Here is a 15576-nt window from a genome sequence, read left to right on the forward strand (position 1 = left end):
CCTTTATTCAACTTTCTTACTCGAATATTATAACACAAAAACTCTCCAAAGCATTTGGAGAGTTTCGAGATTATTTGATACCGAAGATGTCTTCTTTGGTGTGAATGAGTTGAGTCATCATTTGACAGTATGGAGTTGAAATTCCAAGACGTTTTGCTTTTTCACTGACTGCTCCATTGAGGTAGTCAATTTCAGTGAGACGATGATTTTTCACCAAATCCTGATGCATAGAAGGATAATGAGGAGCCGCCTTAACAGAAATCTCCATAACATAGTTGGTAATGTCATCTTCATCCAAGGTTACGCCCTCTGCAAGCCCTACGCTGACAAATTCATGAATAATCTCACGGACAACTTTCAAGCCTGATTCACTGGCAAAAAGTTCACCAATCGTACAATCGAGAAGGGCGCAGCCTGAGTTCATCGTACCGTTGACACAAGCCTTACGCCAGATAGATGGAATCACATCCATGTCATAGGTCGCATTGAGACCCGCACCGTTTAAGATATCTGTTACTTCACGACCAGAAGCTTCTTGACTAGCATCAATGGCTTGTAGGTTAATCGCACCTTTTCCTTGCATCAAGACCACCCCTGGTTCCTTGAGGCTTGCAGTCCAAACAGTTACCCCCATGAGGATATTGGTCGCAGGAATATACTCTTTCATCACATCCTCGTGACCCAAGCCATTTAAAAGACAGAACACGCGTGTTTTTGAGCCAACGATTGGCTTAATATCTTGCAACATTTGTCTCAGCTGCATGGCTTTGGTAAAAAGAATGATCAAGTCTCCCTCGCCTTCAGCCTCTGTCGGCTTCATAATGGGAAGGTGAACCGTTTTTTCTTCGTCCCCTACCACTTTCAGTCCATCTTTTTTGATGGCGTCAATATGAGCCTCCCAATTGTCTAAGAGGGTCACATCATTTCCGGCCTCGGATAATTGAACACCAAAACGGCATCCCATGGCACCTGCGCCTGCAATATAAATTTTCATCATATGCTCCTTTCACTAAGCATGAAATAAAATTTTAACCTTCAAAAATGAATGTGTCATCTGTATAAAGTTTAAAGACATCGCGGCAGAGACGATGCGCTAGATAACCTGTTGCAAAAGGCACAACAATCCATGCAACAAGCATCATGACAACCCCACAACCACCGGCTAGAGAGGCGATAGGTCCAACCAATCCAACCAAACCAAAACCAGATGTCGCTGGTGTACCGATAAGGTTGAACATTGGTACAGTAAGAGCGCTGACTGCCGCATTGATCATCATTGGCACAGCGATTTGTGGGTGCTTCAAGAAGTTTGGCATCATCATCTTCATGGCTCCCAAGGCGATTGCGAGCGGAACTCCAGCCTTGTTTTTCTTCAGAGTTCCCCAGACAAGTACTGCTGTCGTAGCTGCTACACCCATAGACGCTGCACCAGCTGACAAGCCATTTAAGCCGATGGCTAAACCGATAGCCACTGTTGAGATAGGACTAACAATCAAAATAGCAAATGAAATAGCAATCAAGATACTCATCAGAACAGGCTGTAAAACAGTAAAGCTGTTAATCCCTTGACCAATCAAAGTCGTTACATAAGACACGTAAGGCAAGATTTTCCAGCCGATATAACCTACACCGGTGCCGATAATGATTGGTAAACAGATAATATTGAGTGAACCAAATTTATCCCCAAACAGTTGAACAGCTAATACAGCCAAAGCGGCTGTAATCATCATGTTGATAAGATCTCCAATTCCCTTGAGTTGGAAGATACCAGTCGCTACACCTTCTTGCGTGATTTCTGTAAATGCCCATGCACCTGAACCAATATATGCTGCACCACCAACTGCGAGCTGTTGCATCGGATTAAGCTCAAATTTTTGCGCAATCAAAATCCCCGCCATAATCGGCGTAAAGAATTGGAACACTTGAACAATGTGAAGAAATTCAGCTGCAAACACATTTGGCAACAAGGGTTTTAAGAATGTTGCCAGAATAGCATTTGGAATCAGCGCCACAACAATAGCGATTGCTGTTCCTCCCAATACATTGTTGATAAAGGTACTGACAGTTCCCTTTTTCGTTTTAGTCATAAAAACATCCTCCTAAGTTTCTTATACTGCTAGTATAACATAAAGTTAACATATTATCTTTCTTTTCTGTAAAATTTGAAAAATTTTTCACATTTTTTACAATGTCTGAACATACTCCGATTTACAAAATAAAAAGAACAGTCAAAAAACTGTCCTTTCCATCTTATTTTAGAACTTCCTGAGTCTTAGCATAATTAGCTTCAACTGCTTCTTTTTCGGCTCTCCACCAGTCTTGATTGTCTGTATACCACTTGATGGTGTCTTCTAGACCTTCTGAGAAGTTGGTGAATTGTGGTTCCCAACCGAGTTCTTCACGAAGTTTTGTCGAATCAATCGCATAGCGCAAATCATGACCTGCACGATCTGTCACGTGGTCATAAGCACCTTTTGGCTGACCCATTTTCTCAAGGATGAGCTCAAGAACTTCTTTGTTGCTTTTTTCACCATCAGCACCAATCAAGTAGGTTTCTCCGATTTGTCCCTTGGTTAAAATCGCCCAGACACCAGTTGAGTGGTCGTTGGTGTGGATCCAGTCACGGACATTCTTGCCTTCTCCGTAGAGTTTTGGCTTGATACCAGACAAGATGTTGGTGATTTGGCGTGGTATGAATTTCTCAATATGTTGGTAAGGACCGTAGTTGTTTGAACAATTGGAAATAGTCGCTTTGACACCAAAAGAACGTACCCAAGCTTTGACAATCAAGTCAGAAGCGGCCTTGGTTGAAGAATAAGGGGAAGATGGGTTGTAGTTAGTTTCAGCTGTAAATTTCTCACCTGGACCTTCACCATGCCCCGGCAAATCTTCACGAAGAGGAAGGTCTCCGTAAACTTCATCTGTAGATACATGATGGAATCGAATATCATACTTACGAGCTGCTTCTAAGAGGGTGTACGTCCCGATAAAGTTGGTGTAAATGAAAGGACTTGGATCATTGAGAGAGTTGTCGTTGTGACTTTCAGCTGCATAGTGAACGATGGCATCAGCCTTAGCAGCCAACTGATCCACCAAGTCTGCATCAGCGATGTCACCAACCACTAATTCCACACGGTCGCCAAGGATTTCTTCCAAGTTAGCTCGGTTACCAGCATAGGTCAGCTTGTCCAAAACGGTCACATGAACGTCCGGATGGTTATTGTAAACATAGTGCACGAAGTTTGAGCCGATGAATCCGGCACCACCAGTGACAATGATGTGTTTAAAGTTTGTCATTTTGTTTCCTTTAAATATTTTCTTTTTTGATAATAGCCTCAAGGAATGAGTGTTTTCTGATAGGATTTTTACACAGAGGCTGGGCTCAAGGCCAACCTCACCTCTCATCGTTTGCGTAAACATCTCAGCGCAGTGGTTGGAAGTAAGACTTGTTAGCTATACCAACTTAGTCTTCTTACCCCTGCAAAGATCATTAGGTGCTTTAGCGCCAATGAACCACTGCTGAGTGGGCTCTAATACATGGATAATCAATTTTAGATCCCTAATCAGTGGTTCGCTGTCTCCAATCATTTGCTTACTAACTGAACACGGCCTAAAATGCTCGGTAAAATGCGTGAGTTTCCTTGAGTCTTCAGACTCATCAGTCACTCCCTTATTTTCCATCGCATTTTTAAACGGCCTTTGTATCTTAAAACCGAACACGCCCTAAAAAGCTTGATGTCACGGGATACTGTCTTATTACCTTGTCGTCGTAGACGTCTGGTTTTTCTTCGATTTCATCTGTGAAAAACCTAGTCGTCCTGACGGGGTGGGAAAACGAACTCTTTTTTGATTGCTCGAGTTCTTTCCCACTCCCATTGAGCATCAAAAAGGTTTGATAGACTATTTTAAGGTGGATGACCCTACTTACTAAGTCATAGTTTCCATCTATGAAGAACGGCTTCACTCCTTAATAAGCTACCGCGTGCTGAACAAGAGAATAATAAGCCCCAAACTCTCACTACGATAGGCATTATCGGTATTTCGTTCATTTAGGTGTTTAAGATGTTTTCAAGATAAGCAATTTTGGCGAAGTCTTTCTGGTTATTTTTATCTGCTCGGTAGCTGTCTTTGGAAGAAGAACGATAGATTTTTAGATACTGTTCGGCAGTAGGCAAGAAATACCGAACCTCTTGATCCGCATGCTCTTCAAGTTCCTCTAAGGGAATCCCTGCAAAAGATGGCAGGGAATTTATCCCACCAAATTCCACCGAAAGACCACTCTTTTGAAACTCATGTTCATGGCGATCAACCAGCTGGAAGCCTAACTTCTCCATAAGAGCGTTAATTTCTGAAAATTGGTAAATACGCCCTTCGTCAGGCGCTTCCCAACCACGAGGGTCACTCGGAACATGGATGTCCAAATCCCGTGCCTCCCATGAGCGATTGGTTACTCTTTCTAACCCAACCGACCCCATCAACAGGGGAGTTATCCCAATTTCATTTAGCTCTCTAGCAATTTCTAGGAACAGTTGATACATCTTATAAATCTTCTTTCCGCAAAGGCTTGACATCTTTTAGCAATGGATGGTTTTTATCTGCTTCTGAAACTTGGGCTTCTTCCAGATTTTCCCATTCAATATCAAGGGCTGGATCAGCATAATTAACAAAAGCGTATTTGGGTTTGAGTTCCAAGGCCCAGTAGTCATTGACAAGGTAACTGTATACAGCTTGATCCGTCAAAACTTGGAAACCATTGGCAACACCACGAGGAACATAGATTCCTTTAGAGGCATCAATAATCGTTTGGTAACTATTTCCAAAGGTGTCTCCCTCACGAAGATCAACCCAAGTACCAAGTACCTTTCCTTCGTCTAAAATAGAAACATACTTATCCCAAGGCTCAGCATGTAGGCCACGCAAAGAATGCTTGTGATTGAAAGAGACATTATTTTGCAACTTGCCCTCAGCAAAGAAGCTCTCTGGAAAACCGATCGGCACCATTTTTTCCTTTTGGAAATTTTCCTTGAACCAACCACGATTGTCACCACGGACTGGGATATCAAATTCTAAGAGACCTGGGATTTCCTTTATCGCACGACAAGATAAGTCTTTATCAAAAAATTGTTCCGTCATTAAGCTTCTCCAATCAAACGAAGCAAGTACTGCCCGTATTCATTTTTCTTGAGTGGTTGCGCTAATTCATGGACTTGCTCCTTGCTGATATACCCCATGCGATAGGCAATTTCCTCAAGGTTAGCAACCTGCATGTTTTGCATGCGTTGGACGGTTTCGATATACTGGGCAGCTTCAAGGAGACTTTCATGCGTTCCTGTATCGAGCCAAGCAAAGCCCCGCTCCATGATTTCAACCGCTAGATCTCCACGGTCTAAGTAGGCCTTGTTAACATCTGTGATTTCCAGCTCACCGCGAGCACTCGGTTTGATGTTTTTGGCAATCTCAACCACATCATTGTCGTAGAAATAAAGACCCGTCACTGCATAGTTAGACTTGGGCACTTCTGGCTTTTCTTCGATTGAGATGGCATTCATGTCTTGATCAAATTCCACCACCCCGAAGCGTTCTGGATCTTTCACATGATAACCAAAGACCGTCGCACCTTTTTCCTTGCTGGCTGCGCGTTGCAACATTTTACTCAGGCCTGGACCATGGTAGATATTATCGCCCAAAATCAAACAAACGCTGTCATCACCGATGAAGGCTTCTCCAATGATAAAGGCTTGCGCCAAGCCATCTGGACTTGGTTGCTCTGCATAAGAAAGCGTAATCCCAAACTCAGATCCATCGCCAAGCATCTCCTCAAAACGAGGTAAATCTTGCGGAGTTGAGATAATCAAAATATCTTTAATACCTGCCAACATCAGAGTAGACAAGGGATAATAAATCATAGGTTTGTCATAGATGGGCATGAGTTGTTTGGATGCAGCGCGAGTGAGCGGGTACAGGCGCGTTCCAGAACCGCCTGCTAAAATAATGCCTTTCATAAAAGCTTCTCCTTTAAACATAGTTATTTTCATTATACCACAAGCTGAAAAGGCTGTCAGTTGGAAAACTGTCCCTAACACACTAGGCGTATGAAGAAAACTTTTCCTGATTCTACTGAAATCACAAAACTGGTCATAAAAAACCAAAAAACGGTAATTTTGAAAGAAAACTTCTCGTTTTCCAGCCATTTGGTGCTAATTGTCGCTCGAAACAGGGCATACTATCGTTTTTCGCTGATTAATTTTCTTTATGCGTTTGACATGCTGTACCTCATTCTATCTGCAAACTGCAGATAAGAATCTACTCGTTTCATAATAGTTAAGCTTCGTAGAAAATCTATTGAAAACAAATTGATTATTCTTCTGTCAGCGCAGCCACAAGTTGACCCAGATTCATGGAATTTGACCCCTTGAGCAAGACCTGATCAGCTGGCTGGACTTCGTCTAGCAACTGTTGTTTGAGCGCTTCGAATTCTGAATAGTCAGCATAGTATCGCACACGCGTATCGCCTGCCATAGCTATCGCTAATGCCTTCATTTCTGGACCATAGAGATAAATCAAATCAATCTTTTCACTGATGCTCTCTTTCATTTGCGCATGGAGCTGCGCCGAGGTCGGGCCCAATTCTTTCATATCTGCCAGAACAACGATTTTCCGTCCGCTAGGATTCTTAGCAATAGCTGAAAAAGTTTCCAAAATCAGTCGCATGGCTGTTGGGTTGGCATTGTAAACATCTGAAAGGATTTCAGCGCCATTTTGCGCAGTCTTCCACTCGGTGCGGTTACGAGTCAAATTGAGTTTAGCTAGCGCAGCCAGAATATCTGCTTCCTTTACACCACTTCGCATGGCTACATAACTCGCGACCATAGCATTTATCGCGTTATACTTGCCGGGAACGGGCAGTCTAACGTCACTTTCTAAAAAGTTAGTTCTAAAGGTTAAGCTCTGCTTTTCTTCCACCAAATCAGTCAAGAAGAGATCACCATTTTCACCGAAAGTCAGAATTTCTTGCTTGGTAGGCAAATAAGGCTCAATGATGGGATCATTAGGCACCAAGAGCAGGCCGTTATCTGGCATCCCCTCAGCAATTTGAAGCTTGCCCTCAGCAATTTTTTCACGATTGCCGAAAAACTCTAAATGGGCTTCGCCAACTAGGGTCACAATAGCCATAGCTGGCTTGGCGATTTCAGAGAGCAGTTTGATATCCCCTAGATGATCTTGCCCCATCTCTAAGACCAACTTCTCCGTCTCATCAGGCATGTGAAGAACAGTGTAGGGCAGTCCAATTTCATTATTGTAATTGCCTTGGGTCTTGTAAGTCTGATAGGTCGTTGTCAGAATATCATGAAGCATGTCTTTGGTCGTTGTCTTCCCATTTGATCCAGTGACCGCAATCACATCTACCCCTGTCTTCTCAATGTAATACTGTGCTAAAGCCTGAAAGGCCGCTAAGCAATCCTCAACTAAAAGATGAGGTTTCTCTATTGGTCGTTCTGAAAAAGTTGCAATAGCTCCGTTTTCAAAGGCAATCTCAATAAAATCATGACCATCGCGCGCACCCTTAAGGGGCAAAAAAAGGTCCCCTGTTTTAATCTTACGACTATCAAATTCAATAGCTGAAATGCACGTATCCTCATATTGACTATAATCATTTTTAGCTGAAACGATACGGCCTATTTCATGTAAAGTTAACTTCATCTCGACACTCTCATCCTCATCTATTCTTTGTTTTTATTATACCACAGATTGAAAAACTCTTACTGCTTATCAAGGCTAAACAAACAGACTCGGTTGCACCTCACCAAAATTTCTCATCTCAGAAAATACGATGCTTCAACAGTATCTCCTCAGACAGCCAAAGTCTGCCACCTTGAAATTTAAAAAAGAAAACTACAAAGGGAGTGGGAAAGAACTCGAATAATCAAAAAAAGAGTTCGTTTTCCCACCCCCGCACAGTTGATTAGGCCGGATTTGGAGTGTAAAACACGAACAAATCTGCCAATCAGCAGTAGTTCATTGGCGCTAAAGCGCCTAATGAACTGTGCAGGGGTAAGACTAAGTTGGCATAGCCAACAAGTCTTACTCCCAACCACTGCGCTGAGATGTCTACGCAAACGATGAGTGGTGAGATTGGACTTCTTGCTCAGCCTCTTTTAGTCAAGGCTCTTGCTCACTTCTAATTGTACAGCTCCTAAATACGCTATATTACGACAATTCCGATTTACCAGCCATTAACGCTTTGCTTATAAATCGATAAAATTTAAAGAAGCTGGGTACTTTTAACCCAACTTCCGTTTCAAACTCATTTTACCAGCTAGGTCTTCCTCCGCCACCTGCTGGTCCACCACCCATACCACCAGGGCCAGTTGCAGTGATTTGTGTCTGGGTCTGACCATTGACAATGAGAGTTCCTCCAGTAAATTCTGCTACACCATCGTAGTCAAAGGCAGACTGGGCTGTAATATCTACCGTACCACCTGAGATGAAGAGATCTCCGTTGGAATCAATTGCATCTGTATCACCTTGACCCACTTCAATCTTTAAATGACCACCGGTGATCTTGATAAAGATATTTGAGCTAACCGAGCTAGAAGCGTTGATAGCGTCATCCGAAGCATAGACATCAATTGTTCCGCCATTAATAGTCACATTGGCTCCTTCCAGTGCCTCAACACTACTAGTCACCTTAATTTCACCACCGTCAATGGTTAGGCTCGATTCAGCTTTGATCGCATCATCGCCAGCCTCAACTGTAATAGTCCCTCCAGTAATATGTGTGTAACCCTTAGCTGTGTCTTCACTATTGGTTGCCTTAAGTCCATCGCCACCTGCTAAAATAGAGATTGTACCACCAGTGACAATCATGGCATCTTTCCCTCGAATCCCATCATCTGTTGCTGTTAGTTTGATATTTCCACCCTCGATCGTCAGATTATCATTGGACACAATACCATCTTGATAATTCCCATCAACGCTCAAGCTACCGTTTCCTGTAATGAAGAGGTCATCTTTTGAGTAAATCGCTCCCTCTATTGTGGTGTCTCTATGAACGGTCGCGTCCGACACCGTATTTGTCGTGCCATCTTGCAGTTCAATAACGGTGTTTTCCGCAGACTCCACATAAAGTGCGGCGTTATCCGCGCTAGAAATCGTTGCACCAGCTAAAATAATCCTAACATTGCCTGTCGCCTTTACCCTGACACCACCTGTCGTCTTTCCAGAGAGGACATAAGTTCCCGCCTCAGTGATGGTCAAACCGTTATCTGACAAGGAAACTTCCGTCGTCGGCAAACTGGACCAGTCGATGTCAGCAGAATTTGCTATCGAAGAATTGGTATCTTTGGTTGATGTACTTGTAGTGTTTGAAGTAGCCGTAGAGCTGCTACTGCTTGTTGTTTGAGTCGCACAAGCTGCTGTCACTAGCAAGGTTAACCCGCATACTAGGCTGTAACTTAGTTTTTTTAGTGTTTTTGAAAATGTCATACAATTCCTGCTTTCTATCACTCTTTTGTATCCAGTTTAGCTACAATACTATTGAAAATCTTGCAACGAAAACTGCTGTTCTGACTTCTGTAAATCTGTTTCATAAAATTTTCTCCTTTACAAACCACCTTTAAGTGGATTCTTTCCTAAGATGATGGAAAGATTGCGATTGCGAATACGAAGGTCATTGATAAAGGCTTTGCGATCCATATTTTTAGGCAATTCCAGATCATAGCTGAGTTCAAAAATGGATCCCATATTTTTCAGACGGATATTATCTAAAGTTGCTTTGACGCTATATTCTTCAAAGACTGGGCGAAGAACTTGCTCGTGCTCCACATCCTCAGGCATGGAAATGGTCAAATATTGGGTTGTTTCACTAGGATCAAAAAGGTTAGTGACATGCAGACCCAAAAGCAAAAGGGAGATAATAACGGTTGCTACTGCTGCAAAGCCGACATAGCCTGTCCCAGTGACTAATCCCACAGCCATAGCTGCAAAAACACTGACCAGCTCACGCGATGTCCCTGGCATAGACCGAAAACGAACCAAACTAAAAGTTCCCATGATAGCAACACCAGTCCCCAAGCTACCAGAAGTCATCATGATAACAAATTGAACCAAAACTGGCAAAGTAACTAGAGTGGTCGCAAAGTTTTTGGAGTAAGAGCTAGTCTTACTGTGAACCCACGCAATGACAAGCCCAAAGACAATTGAAGCAAGTGATGTGACGGCAAGCGCTTGGGCGGTCAGCCCACCAGTAAGGATAGAATTAAACATAACATGAGTTCCTTTCTTAAATAAAATTAAACGAATTCTAAGATAGCCTTTCGAGCTTTGGTAAAGATTTTACCATACTTAGAAAAGGATTGAGGGTAAATCTGCTGACTAGAAATATAATTAACCAGCCAAGGTGGCATACCCTCCTTGGTCTTGATTTCCATGATGATACGAGGGTCTTCAAAAAAGGGAGTCATTTCCTCATCTAGAGTGATGTCCAGATTTGACGTAGAAGACCGTAGCCTCTCATCAAAGGTAATCCGCAGATCCGACAGGTCATCTTTTGACTTGTAGGAAGTCCGATTGTAAATGATAAAAATCTTAGGATAAAGGGCCTTGCTTTCAAAAATGTAAGCAAGTTCGCGAGCAATTTGACTGTCTGGCAATTCTCCTGTATCGAGAAAATGCCTGTATTGGTCAATACTTAAGATAATCCGACGCTTGAAGACTGTTCCATAAATTTTTGATTTAATTTCCAGAAACGTTTGAGCAGTTCCAGCGTAGTGGCGGGCACGCACCTTACACTTGTAATCCGTTCCATGGATGGAGTTGACGATCATCTCGTCGTTGTCATTATCAAAATAAATGGTATTATTTTGGGTAACAAAGTAAGGATCACGCGCCATCTTCTCTTCCAAAAGGGACTTAAAGTCCTCAAATTGTTGCTGCGTTAACACATATTTCTTTTCCTTACGTTTGAAAAAATCTTTTGCCATAAACTTACCTCTTTCTTCAAAATTCTGAGGAGCGGGAAAAACACCAAGCCTTATTTTTGATGAGTAAAAAAAGAAATTCACAGCAGCCTGAAAAACGTGGTTAATTTTAAGCGAAGAATTCTTTCTCAATCATTTGGACTTGTTCCTACTTCCGCAGTTTACATTTCTTTTCTTGAAAGTTTCTTAATTTTTTCTTTCACGAATCTTAAAGTAAGCTTTCTTTAAGTTTGGAAAATAAGGTTTTATTTAGAGTGGTAGAGATTAGGATAACAATCACTTTTTCGAAGAGTATTAGAGACTGATTGTGATTTTATTTTTCTGAGGATTTTAAAACCCTTTAATAAAGTCTAGACTAATGAAGCTTTTTTCAAATTACTAAATTCTGACAATTTGTGATACAATAAAGAGTGATAAAAATGAGGCTGGGGCAAAAGTAGTTCCAACCTCCTGTATTTTTAGATTTACTAACAAGACGCAGTAGAATGGAAATGAATTATGCCAGCAAAAGTTCTTTTTACCTTTTTTGGAGCCAGCGGTGATCTGGCTAAACGCAAACTCTATCCTGCCCTTTTCAGGCTCTACAAGTCTGGTCATTTGGCAGAAAACTTTGCCGTTATCGGTACAGCGCGCCGTCCTTGGACCAAGGAGTATTTTGAAGAAGTTGTGATTGACTCCCTCGGTGATTTACCTGACAATCCACGTCAGGCCGCTGAATTTGCCAGCCACTTCTACTATCAGAGCCACGATGTCAATGACACGGAGCATTATCAGGCACTGAAAAAACTTCAAGACGAACTTGCTGCCAAATATTACACAGAAAATAATAAGATTTTCTTTCTTTCTATGGCTCCCAAATTCTTTGGTATTATTGCCAAACACCTCAAGTCTGAGCAGATTATTGATGGTCAAGGGTTTGAACGTCTGATTATCGAAAAACCGTTCGGTACGGATTTAGCAACGGCTGAACAGCTCAATCAAGACTTGGCAGAGGCCTTTGACGAGGATCAGATTTACCGTATTGACCATTACTTGGGCAAGGAAATGGTACAAAATATCTTTGCTGTTCGCTTTGCCAATCCTATTTTCGAGCAAATGTGGAGTAACCAATATATCGATAATGTCCAGATTACATTTGCCGAGAGCATCGGTGTTGAAGAGAGGGCTGGGTATTATGATACTTCTGGTGCCCTAAAGGACATGGTTCAAAACCATGCTCTGCAACTTCTCTCTATTCTCGCCATGGACAAACCAGAAGATTTTAACGAACATGCTATTCGTAAGGAAAAAATCAAGGTCTTTGAAAGCCTGCGTCATCAGTCAGATGATGAACTCAAGCAAAATTTTGTCCGTGGTCAGTACAGCGCTGGTCGTATCAACCGCAAGGATTATGTCGGCTACCTTGACGAGCCAAATGTGGCTGAAAACTCACAAACTGAAACCTTTGCAGCCGGAACCTTCTTTGTCGACACAGAACGCTTCAAAGATGTGCCTTTCTTCTTCCGAACTGGGAAGCGCATGACGGAAAAAGGCACACGTGTCAATATTATCTTTAAGCCAACTAAGAATATCTTTGGTCAAGATTTTGATCAAAATGTTTTGACCATCTATATCCAACCGACCGAGGGCTTCTCACTGCATATCAATGGTAAACAGGTCGGGACCGATTTTACTGTCACACCTGTTGACCTTAAGTTCCGCCACAGTGCTCAGGCGTCTGCTAACTCACCTGAAGCCTACGAAAAACTGATGTTTGATGCCTTAAATGGCGATTCGACCAATTTCAGTCACTGGCGAGAAGTTAGTGCAAGTTGGTCCTTGATTGATCGCATTGTCCAACTCTGGCAAAATGGTGAAGTTCCACTCCACACCTATCCTGCTGGCAGCATGGGGCCACAGGCTTCCTTTGATATGTTAGCTAAATTTGACACCCAATGGCACTGGCATCCAGATGAATGGTACCGTGAGCATGGATTGCTTGACTAGCCACAATGAGCTTATGTCATTTACACATAGAAAAACGACCAAAGATTGATTATCAGAAACAGATATCCAGTCTTTGTTCGTTTTTTGATGTTATGTCAGATTTTTTAGCAGCGCTACCACTGTAACTGTGATGGGAATGGGTTCCAACAGTCGTCCAGTTAGACTTTGGCAGTCTGTCCTAGGCTCATTTTACAATCCTAGTCAGCAGTGCTTCATTGGTGCTAAAGCACCTAATGACCTGTGCAGGGGTAAGACTAAGTTGGCACGGCCAACAAGTCTTACTCCCAACCTTGCGGGGGGGAAACGAACTCTTTTTTGATTGCTTGAGTTCTTTCCCACTCCCTTTTTATTTTACCAAAGTGTAGTGATGGAAATAGGCAATATCCCTGTAAGGAGATTGTCTGGCGACTGCAAGTTCTAGTTTTGTCATGCGGCGAATCCAGTCGCTCTCTCTTTTAAATTTATTATCCTGAAGGCCATAAAAAGTTCGGATACCTCGGTAGTCTGAAATCGTAAGGCCTGTATCAGGCAAGAGAGCTTCCAAATCGTAGATTTGTCCATGCCCCAAGGCCGTTGACTCGTATGAAATATCCCCTGAAATCAAGCGTAAAGCTTGAATGCTCTCGTTTTCAAAGATAGCTTTTTGCATAGCCTTGCCAGCGGCATTGTGTTTCACAAGGGACAGTTGCCCTCCTCTTTTCAAAACACGGCCTAATTCTCTTAGGTAAATAGCTCTGGAATCAGATGACACGTACTCCAAAACATTGTGACAAATGATAACATCAAAGTAGTCATTGGGAAATTGGCTGAGCAACTCTAAACTACCTGTCAACTGGCGATAGTTATCCTTCCCAAAACGCCCTGCAACCATATCAACATTGGGCTCAATGGCGAGGACGTCGTTATTAGCCGATAGAAAATCTGCTGTCAGACCAAAGCCTGACCCAAAATCCAGCACACGCTTATCCTTGATGCCCATGAGGTGAGCAAACAAAATCGTGTAGAAAATCTGCCCCCAAGGAGCGTGGATATTATCCTTATAGTGTTCTACGTGCATAGTCCTCTATCCCCCTAAACCAGACCTTCTAAAAGACCGCGCATAAAGTCCTCTGAGTTAAACTGGCCAATATCATCTATCTTTTCACCAAAACCAATCAGCTTCACAGGAATATCTAATTCTTGGCGAATAGCCAAAACGACCCCACCGCGGGCTGTCCCGTCAATCTTGGTCAAAACTAAGCCTGTCAGCGGTGTGATTTTTGAAAATTCCTTGGCCTGAACGAGAGCGTTCTGACCAGTAGAGGCATCCAGAGCCAGCAAGGTTTCATGCGGTGCCTCAGGAAGGACACGCTTGATAATGCGGCCAATTTTCTCCAACTCTGCCATGAGGTTATCCTTGTTTTGCAAACGACCTGCGGTATCGATCATAAGAACATCAACACCTTCTGCAACGGCACGCTCCATCCCATCAAAAACCACGCTAGCAGGGTCTGATTTTTCAGGACCTGTGACCACATCAACCTCAACACGGCGGGCCCATTCAACCAATTGCGCTACAGCGCCAGCACGAAAAGTATCTGCGGCAACCAGCATGACTTTTTTACCTTGAGCTTTGTATTGATGAGCCAATTTCCCAATAGAAGTCGTTTTACCAACCCCATTAACCCCGACAAAGAGCATAACCGTTAGGCCATCTTGGAAATTAATTTTCTCCGTATCAAAGTTGCCATCTTGCTCGTAAATATCCACTAGTTTTTCAATAATCACTCGGCGCAGATCTTCTGGCTTCTTAGCGTTTTCAAGCTTAGCTTCTTGGCGTAATTCCTCAGTCAAGGTCGTTGCTACCTGTACGCCTACATCGCTGGTGATGAGTAGTTCTTCCAAATCTTCAAAGAATTCCTCATCAACCGTACGGAAATTGGCGAAGAAGGCATTGAGTTTAGCACCGAACCCTGTTCGGGTTTTTTTGAGACTACGGTCGTATTTTTCTTGAGTTGACTCCGTTGTTTCTTCTTGCCGAGCATGCTCAGCAAGACGGGCTTCTTCCTCTGCTCTTTCTTGTAGCAGACGCTCATTTTCGGCATTACGAGCTTCAGCTTCTTCAACGGCTGCTGCTCGCTTTTCCTTATCGCGCAAGATTTCCATGGCTCGCTCAAGACTTGATGGCACATGAGCTACCGTTTCAGCTGTCGGTTGCTTGTTTTCCGCATCACCAAGTGAATTTTCGCTTTCGCCAGCATGCTCTTCTGAGAGAATCTCTTGTTGAGCTGATTCAATAGTTGCAACTTCTGCTGATGGTACTTGCTCAGCAATAATCTCTTTTTCATCTTGCGAAAAAGGAATCTGCTGATCGTTTTCGACAACCTCTCTCTCAAAAAAGGCTTCTGCTGATTCTGCTTGGTCTGAAAAAGATTCGTCTTCAAAGTTTTCTTCTAAAGTAGTCTCGTTCGAAGTCTGTGCCACTTCTTCAGCAAAGCTTTCCTCAGCCACATCAGAAATCCCCTCCCAATCTGACATCTCAGGTGCAGATGTGCTTTCCTCCTCTAACAGTTTTTCCTCTAGTATCTCTTCTTGTTTCTTTTTTCCAAATAAGCGATCAAATAATCCCATC

The 15576-nt window shown here is 42.8% G+C and carries 13 protein-coding genes; 1 reads left to right on the forward strand and 12 read right to left on the reverse strand.

What is annotated here, in order from left to right; all coding sequences use genetic code 11:
* Nucleotides 1-70: 70 nt before the first annotated feature.
* The 10 genes from A3I5_RS0101050 to A3I5_RS11420 all read right to left on the reverse strand — a co-directional run bounded on the left by A3I5_RS0101050 (nucleotide 71) and on the right by A3I5_RS11420 (nucleotide 10982).
* Complete coding sequence (locus A3I5_RS0101050; RefSeq protein WP_018372759.1) at nucleotides 71-994, reverse strand: 2-dehydropantoate 2-reductase; 924 nt, start codon at nucleotides 992-994, stop codon at nucleotides 71-73.
* A gap of 34 nt (nucleotides 995-1028) precedes the next feature.
* Complete coding sequence (locus tag A3I5_RS0101055) at nucleotides 1029-2087, reverse strand: PTS sugar transporter subunit IIC (RefSeq protein ID WP_018372760.1); 1059 nt, start codon at nucleotides 2085-2087, stop codon at nucleotides 1029-1031.
* A gap of 163 nt (nucleotides 2088-2250) precedes the next feature.
* Complete coding sequence (rfbB, locus tag A3I5_RS0101060; RefSeq protein ID WP_018372761.1) at nucleotides 2251-3297, reverse strand: dTDP-glucose 4,6-dehydratase; 1047 nt, start codon at nucleotides 3295-3297, stop codon at nucleotides 2251-2253.
* A gap of 752 nt (nucleotides 3298-4049) precedes the next feature.
* On the reverse strand, nucleotides 4050-4538 hold the full coding sequence (locus A3I5_RS0101070) for a hypothetical protein (protein WP_018372763.1): 489 nt from the start codon (nucleotides 4536-4538) through the stop codon (nucleotides 4050-4052).
* 1 nt (nucleotide 4539) lies between these two features.
* On the reverse strand, nucleotides 4540-5133 hold the full coding sequence (locus A3I5_RS0101075) for a dTDP-4-dehydrorhamnose 3,5-epimerase family protein (RefSeq protein ID WP_018372764.1): 594 nt from the start codon (nucleotides 5131-5133) through the stop codon (nucleotides 4540-4542).
* Nucleotides 5133-6002 carry a glucose-1-phosphate thymidylyltransferase RfbA gene (gene rfbA, locus A3I5_RS0101080; RefSeq protein WP_018372765.1) on the reverse strand — a complete coding sequence of 290 codons (870 nt, stop codon included), beginning with the start codon at nucleotides 6000-6002 and terminating at the stop codon, nucleotides 5133-5135. The genes A3I5_RS0101075 and rfbA overlap by 1 nt, the downstream gene beginning before the upstream one ends.
* A gap of 355 nt (nucleotides 6003-6357) precedes the next feature.
* On the reverse strand, nucleotides 6358-7701 hold the full coding sequence (locus A3I5_RS0101085; protein WP_018372766.1) for a UDP-N-acetylmuramoyl-tripeptide--D-alanyl-D-alanine ligase: 1344 nt from the start codon (nucleotides 7699-7701) through the stop codon (nucleotides 6358-6360).
* Between the two features lie 609 nt (nucleotides 7702-8310).
* Nucleotides 8311-9486 (reverse strand): carbohydrate-binding domain-containing protein, encoded by a 1176-nt coding sequence (locus A3I5_RS0101090; protein ID WP_026216859.1) that lies wholly within the window; start codon nucleotides 9484-9486, stop codon nucleotides 8311-8313.
* A gap of 117 nt (nucleotides 9487-9603) precedes the next feature.
* Entirely contained in the window at nucleotides 9604-10266 is a 663-nt protein-coding gene (locus tag A3I5_RS0101100) for a DUF4956 domain-containing protein (RefSeq protein WP_018372769.1), read from the reverse strand.
* Nucleotides 10267-10292: 26 nt separating this feature from the next.
* Nucleotides 10293-10982 carry a polyphosphate polymerase domain-containing protein gene (locus A3I5_RS11420; RefSeq protein ID WP_018372770.1) on the reverse strand — a complete coding sequence of 230 codons (690 nt, stop codon included), beginning with the start codon at nucleotides 10980-10982 and terminating at the stop codon, nucleotides 10293-10295.
* A 495-nt stretch (nucleotides 10983-11477) separates the two neighbouring features.
* On the opposite strand from A3I5_RS11420, the gene zwf reads away from it, so the two are divergent.
* The gene (gene zwf, locus A3I5_RS0101110) at nucleotides 11478-12965 is read left to right on the forward strand and encodes a glucose-6-phosphate dehydrogenase (RefSeq protein WP_018372771.1); all 1488 of its coding nucleotides are present in this window, start codon (nucleotides 11478-11480) and stop codon (nucleotides 12963-12965) included.
* A gap of 346 nt (nucleotides 12966-13311) precedes the next feature.
* Here zwf and A3I5_RS0101115 read toward each other — a convergent pair whose 3' ends face one another.
* Together A3I5_RS0101115 and ftsY are read right to left on the reverse strand one after the other, a co-directional pair.
* Nucleotides 13312-14022 carry a class I SAM-dependent methyltransferase gene (locus A3I5_RS0101115; RefSeq protein ID WP_018372772.1) on the reverse strand — a complete coding sequence of 237 codons (711 nt, stop codon included), beginning with the start codon at nucleotides 14020-14022 and terminating at the stop codon, nucleotides 13312-13314.
* Between the two features lie 14 nt (nucleotides 14023-14036).
* Nucleotides 14037-15575, reverse strand: coding sequence for a signal recognition particle-docking protein FtsY (ftsY, locus tag A3I5_RS0101120; RefSeq protein WP_018372773.1), 1539 nt, complete (start codon nucleotides 15573-15575; stop codon nucleotides 14037-14039).
* Between the last annotated feature and the right edge of the window lies 1 nt (nucleotide 15576).

The sequence above is a fragment of the Streptococcus merionis DSM 19192 genome (assembly GCF_000380085.1).
In the GTDB taxonomy this organism is placed as follows: Bacteria; Bacillota; Bacilli; order Lactobacillales; family Streptococcaceae; genus Streptococcus; species Streptococcus merionis.

Excerpts from the sequence above, each read along its gene's own strand:
- A3I5_RS0101050 (WP_018372759.1), bottom strand. The coding sequence starts at position 994 with ATGAAAATTTATATTGCAGGCGCAGGTGCCATGGGATGCCGTTTTGGT.
- A3I5_RS0101055 (WP_018372760.1), bottom strand. The coding sequence starts at position 2,087 with ATGACTAAAACGAAAAAGGGAACTGTCAGTACCTTTATCAACAATGTA.
- rfbB (WP_018372761.1), bottom strand. The coding sequence starts at position 3,297 with ATGACAAACTTTAAACACATCATTGTCACTGGTGGTGCCGGATTCATC.
- A3I5_RS0101070 (WP_018372763.1), bottom strand. The coding sequence starts at position 4,538 with ATGTATCAACTGTTCCTAGAAATTGCTAGAGAGCTAAATGAAATTGGG.
- A3I5_RS0101075 (WP_018372764.1), bottom strand. The coding sequence starts at position 5,133 with ATGACGGAACAATTTTTTGATAAAGACTTATCTTGTCGTGCGATAAAG.
- rfbA (WP_018372765.1), bottom strand. The coding sequence starts at position 6,002 with ATGAAAGGCATTATTTTAGCAGGCGGTTCTGGAACGCGCCTGTACCCG.
- A3I5_RS0101085 (WP_018372766.1), bottom strand. The coding sequence starts at position 7,701 with ATGAAGTTAACTTTACATGAAATAGGCCGTATCGTTTCAGCTAAAAAT.
- A3I5_RS0101090 (WP_026216859.1), bottom strand. The coding sequence starts at position 9,486 with ATGACATTTTCAAAAACACTAAAAAAACTAAGTTACAGCCTAGTATGC.
- A3I5_RS0101100 (WP_018372769.1), bottom strand. The coding sequence starts at position 10,266 with ATGTTTAATTCTATCCTTACTGGTGGGCTGACCGCCCAAGCGCTTGCC.
- A3I5_RS11420 (WP_018372770.1), bottom strand. The coding sequence starts at position 10,982 with ATGGCAAAAGATTTTTTCAAACGTAAGGAAAAGAAATATGTGTTAACG.
- zwf (WP_018372771.1), top strand. The coding sequence starts at position 11,478 with ATGCCAGCAAAAGTTCTTTTTACCTTTTTTGGAGCCAGCGGTGATCTG.
- A3I5_RS0101115 (WP_018372772.1), bottom strand. The coding sequence starts at position 14,022 with ATGCACGTAGAACACTATAAGGATAATATCCACGCTCCTTGGGGGCAG.
- ftsY (WP_018372773.1), bottom strand. The coding sequence starts at position 15,575 with ATGGGATTATTTGATCGCTTATTTGGAAAAAAGAAACAAGAAGAGATA.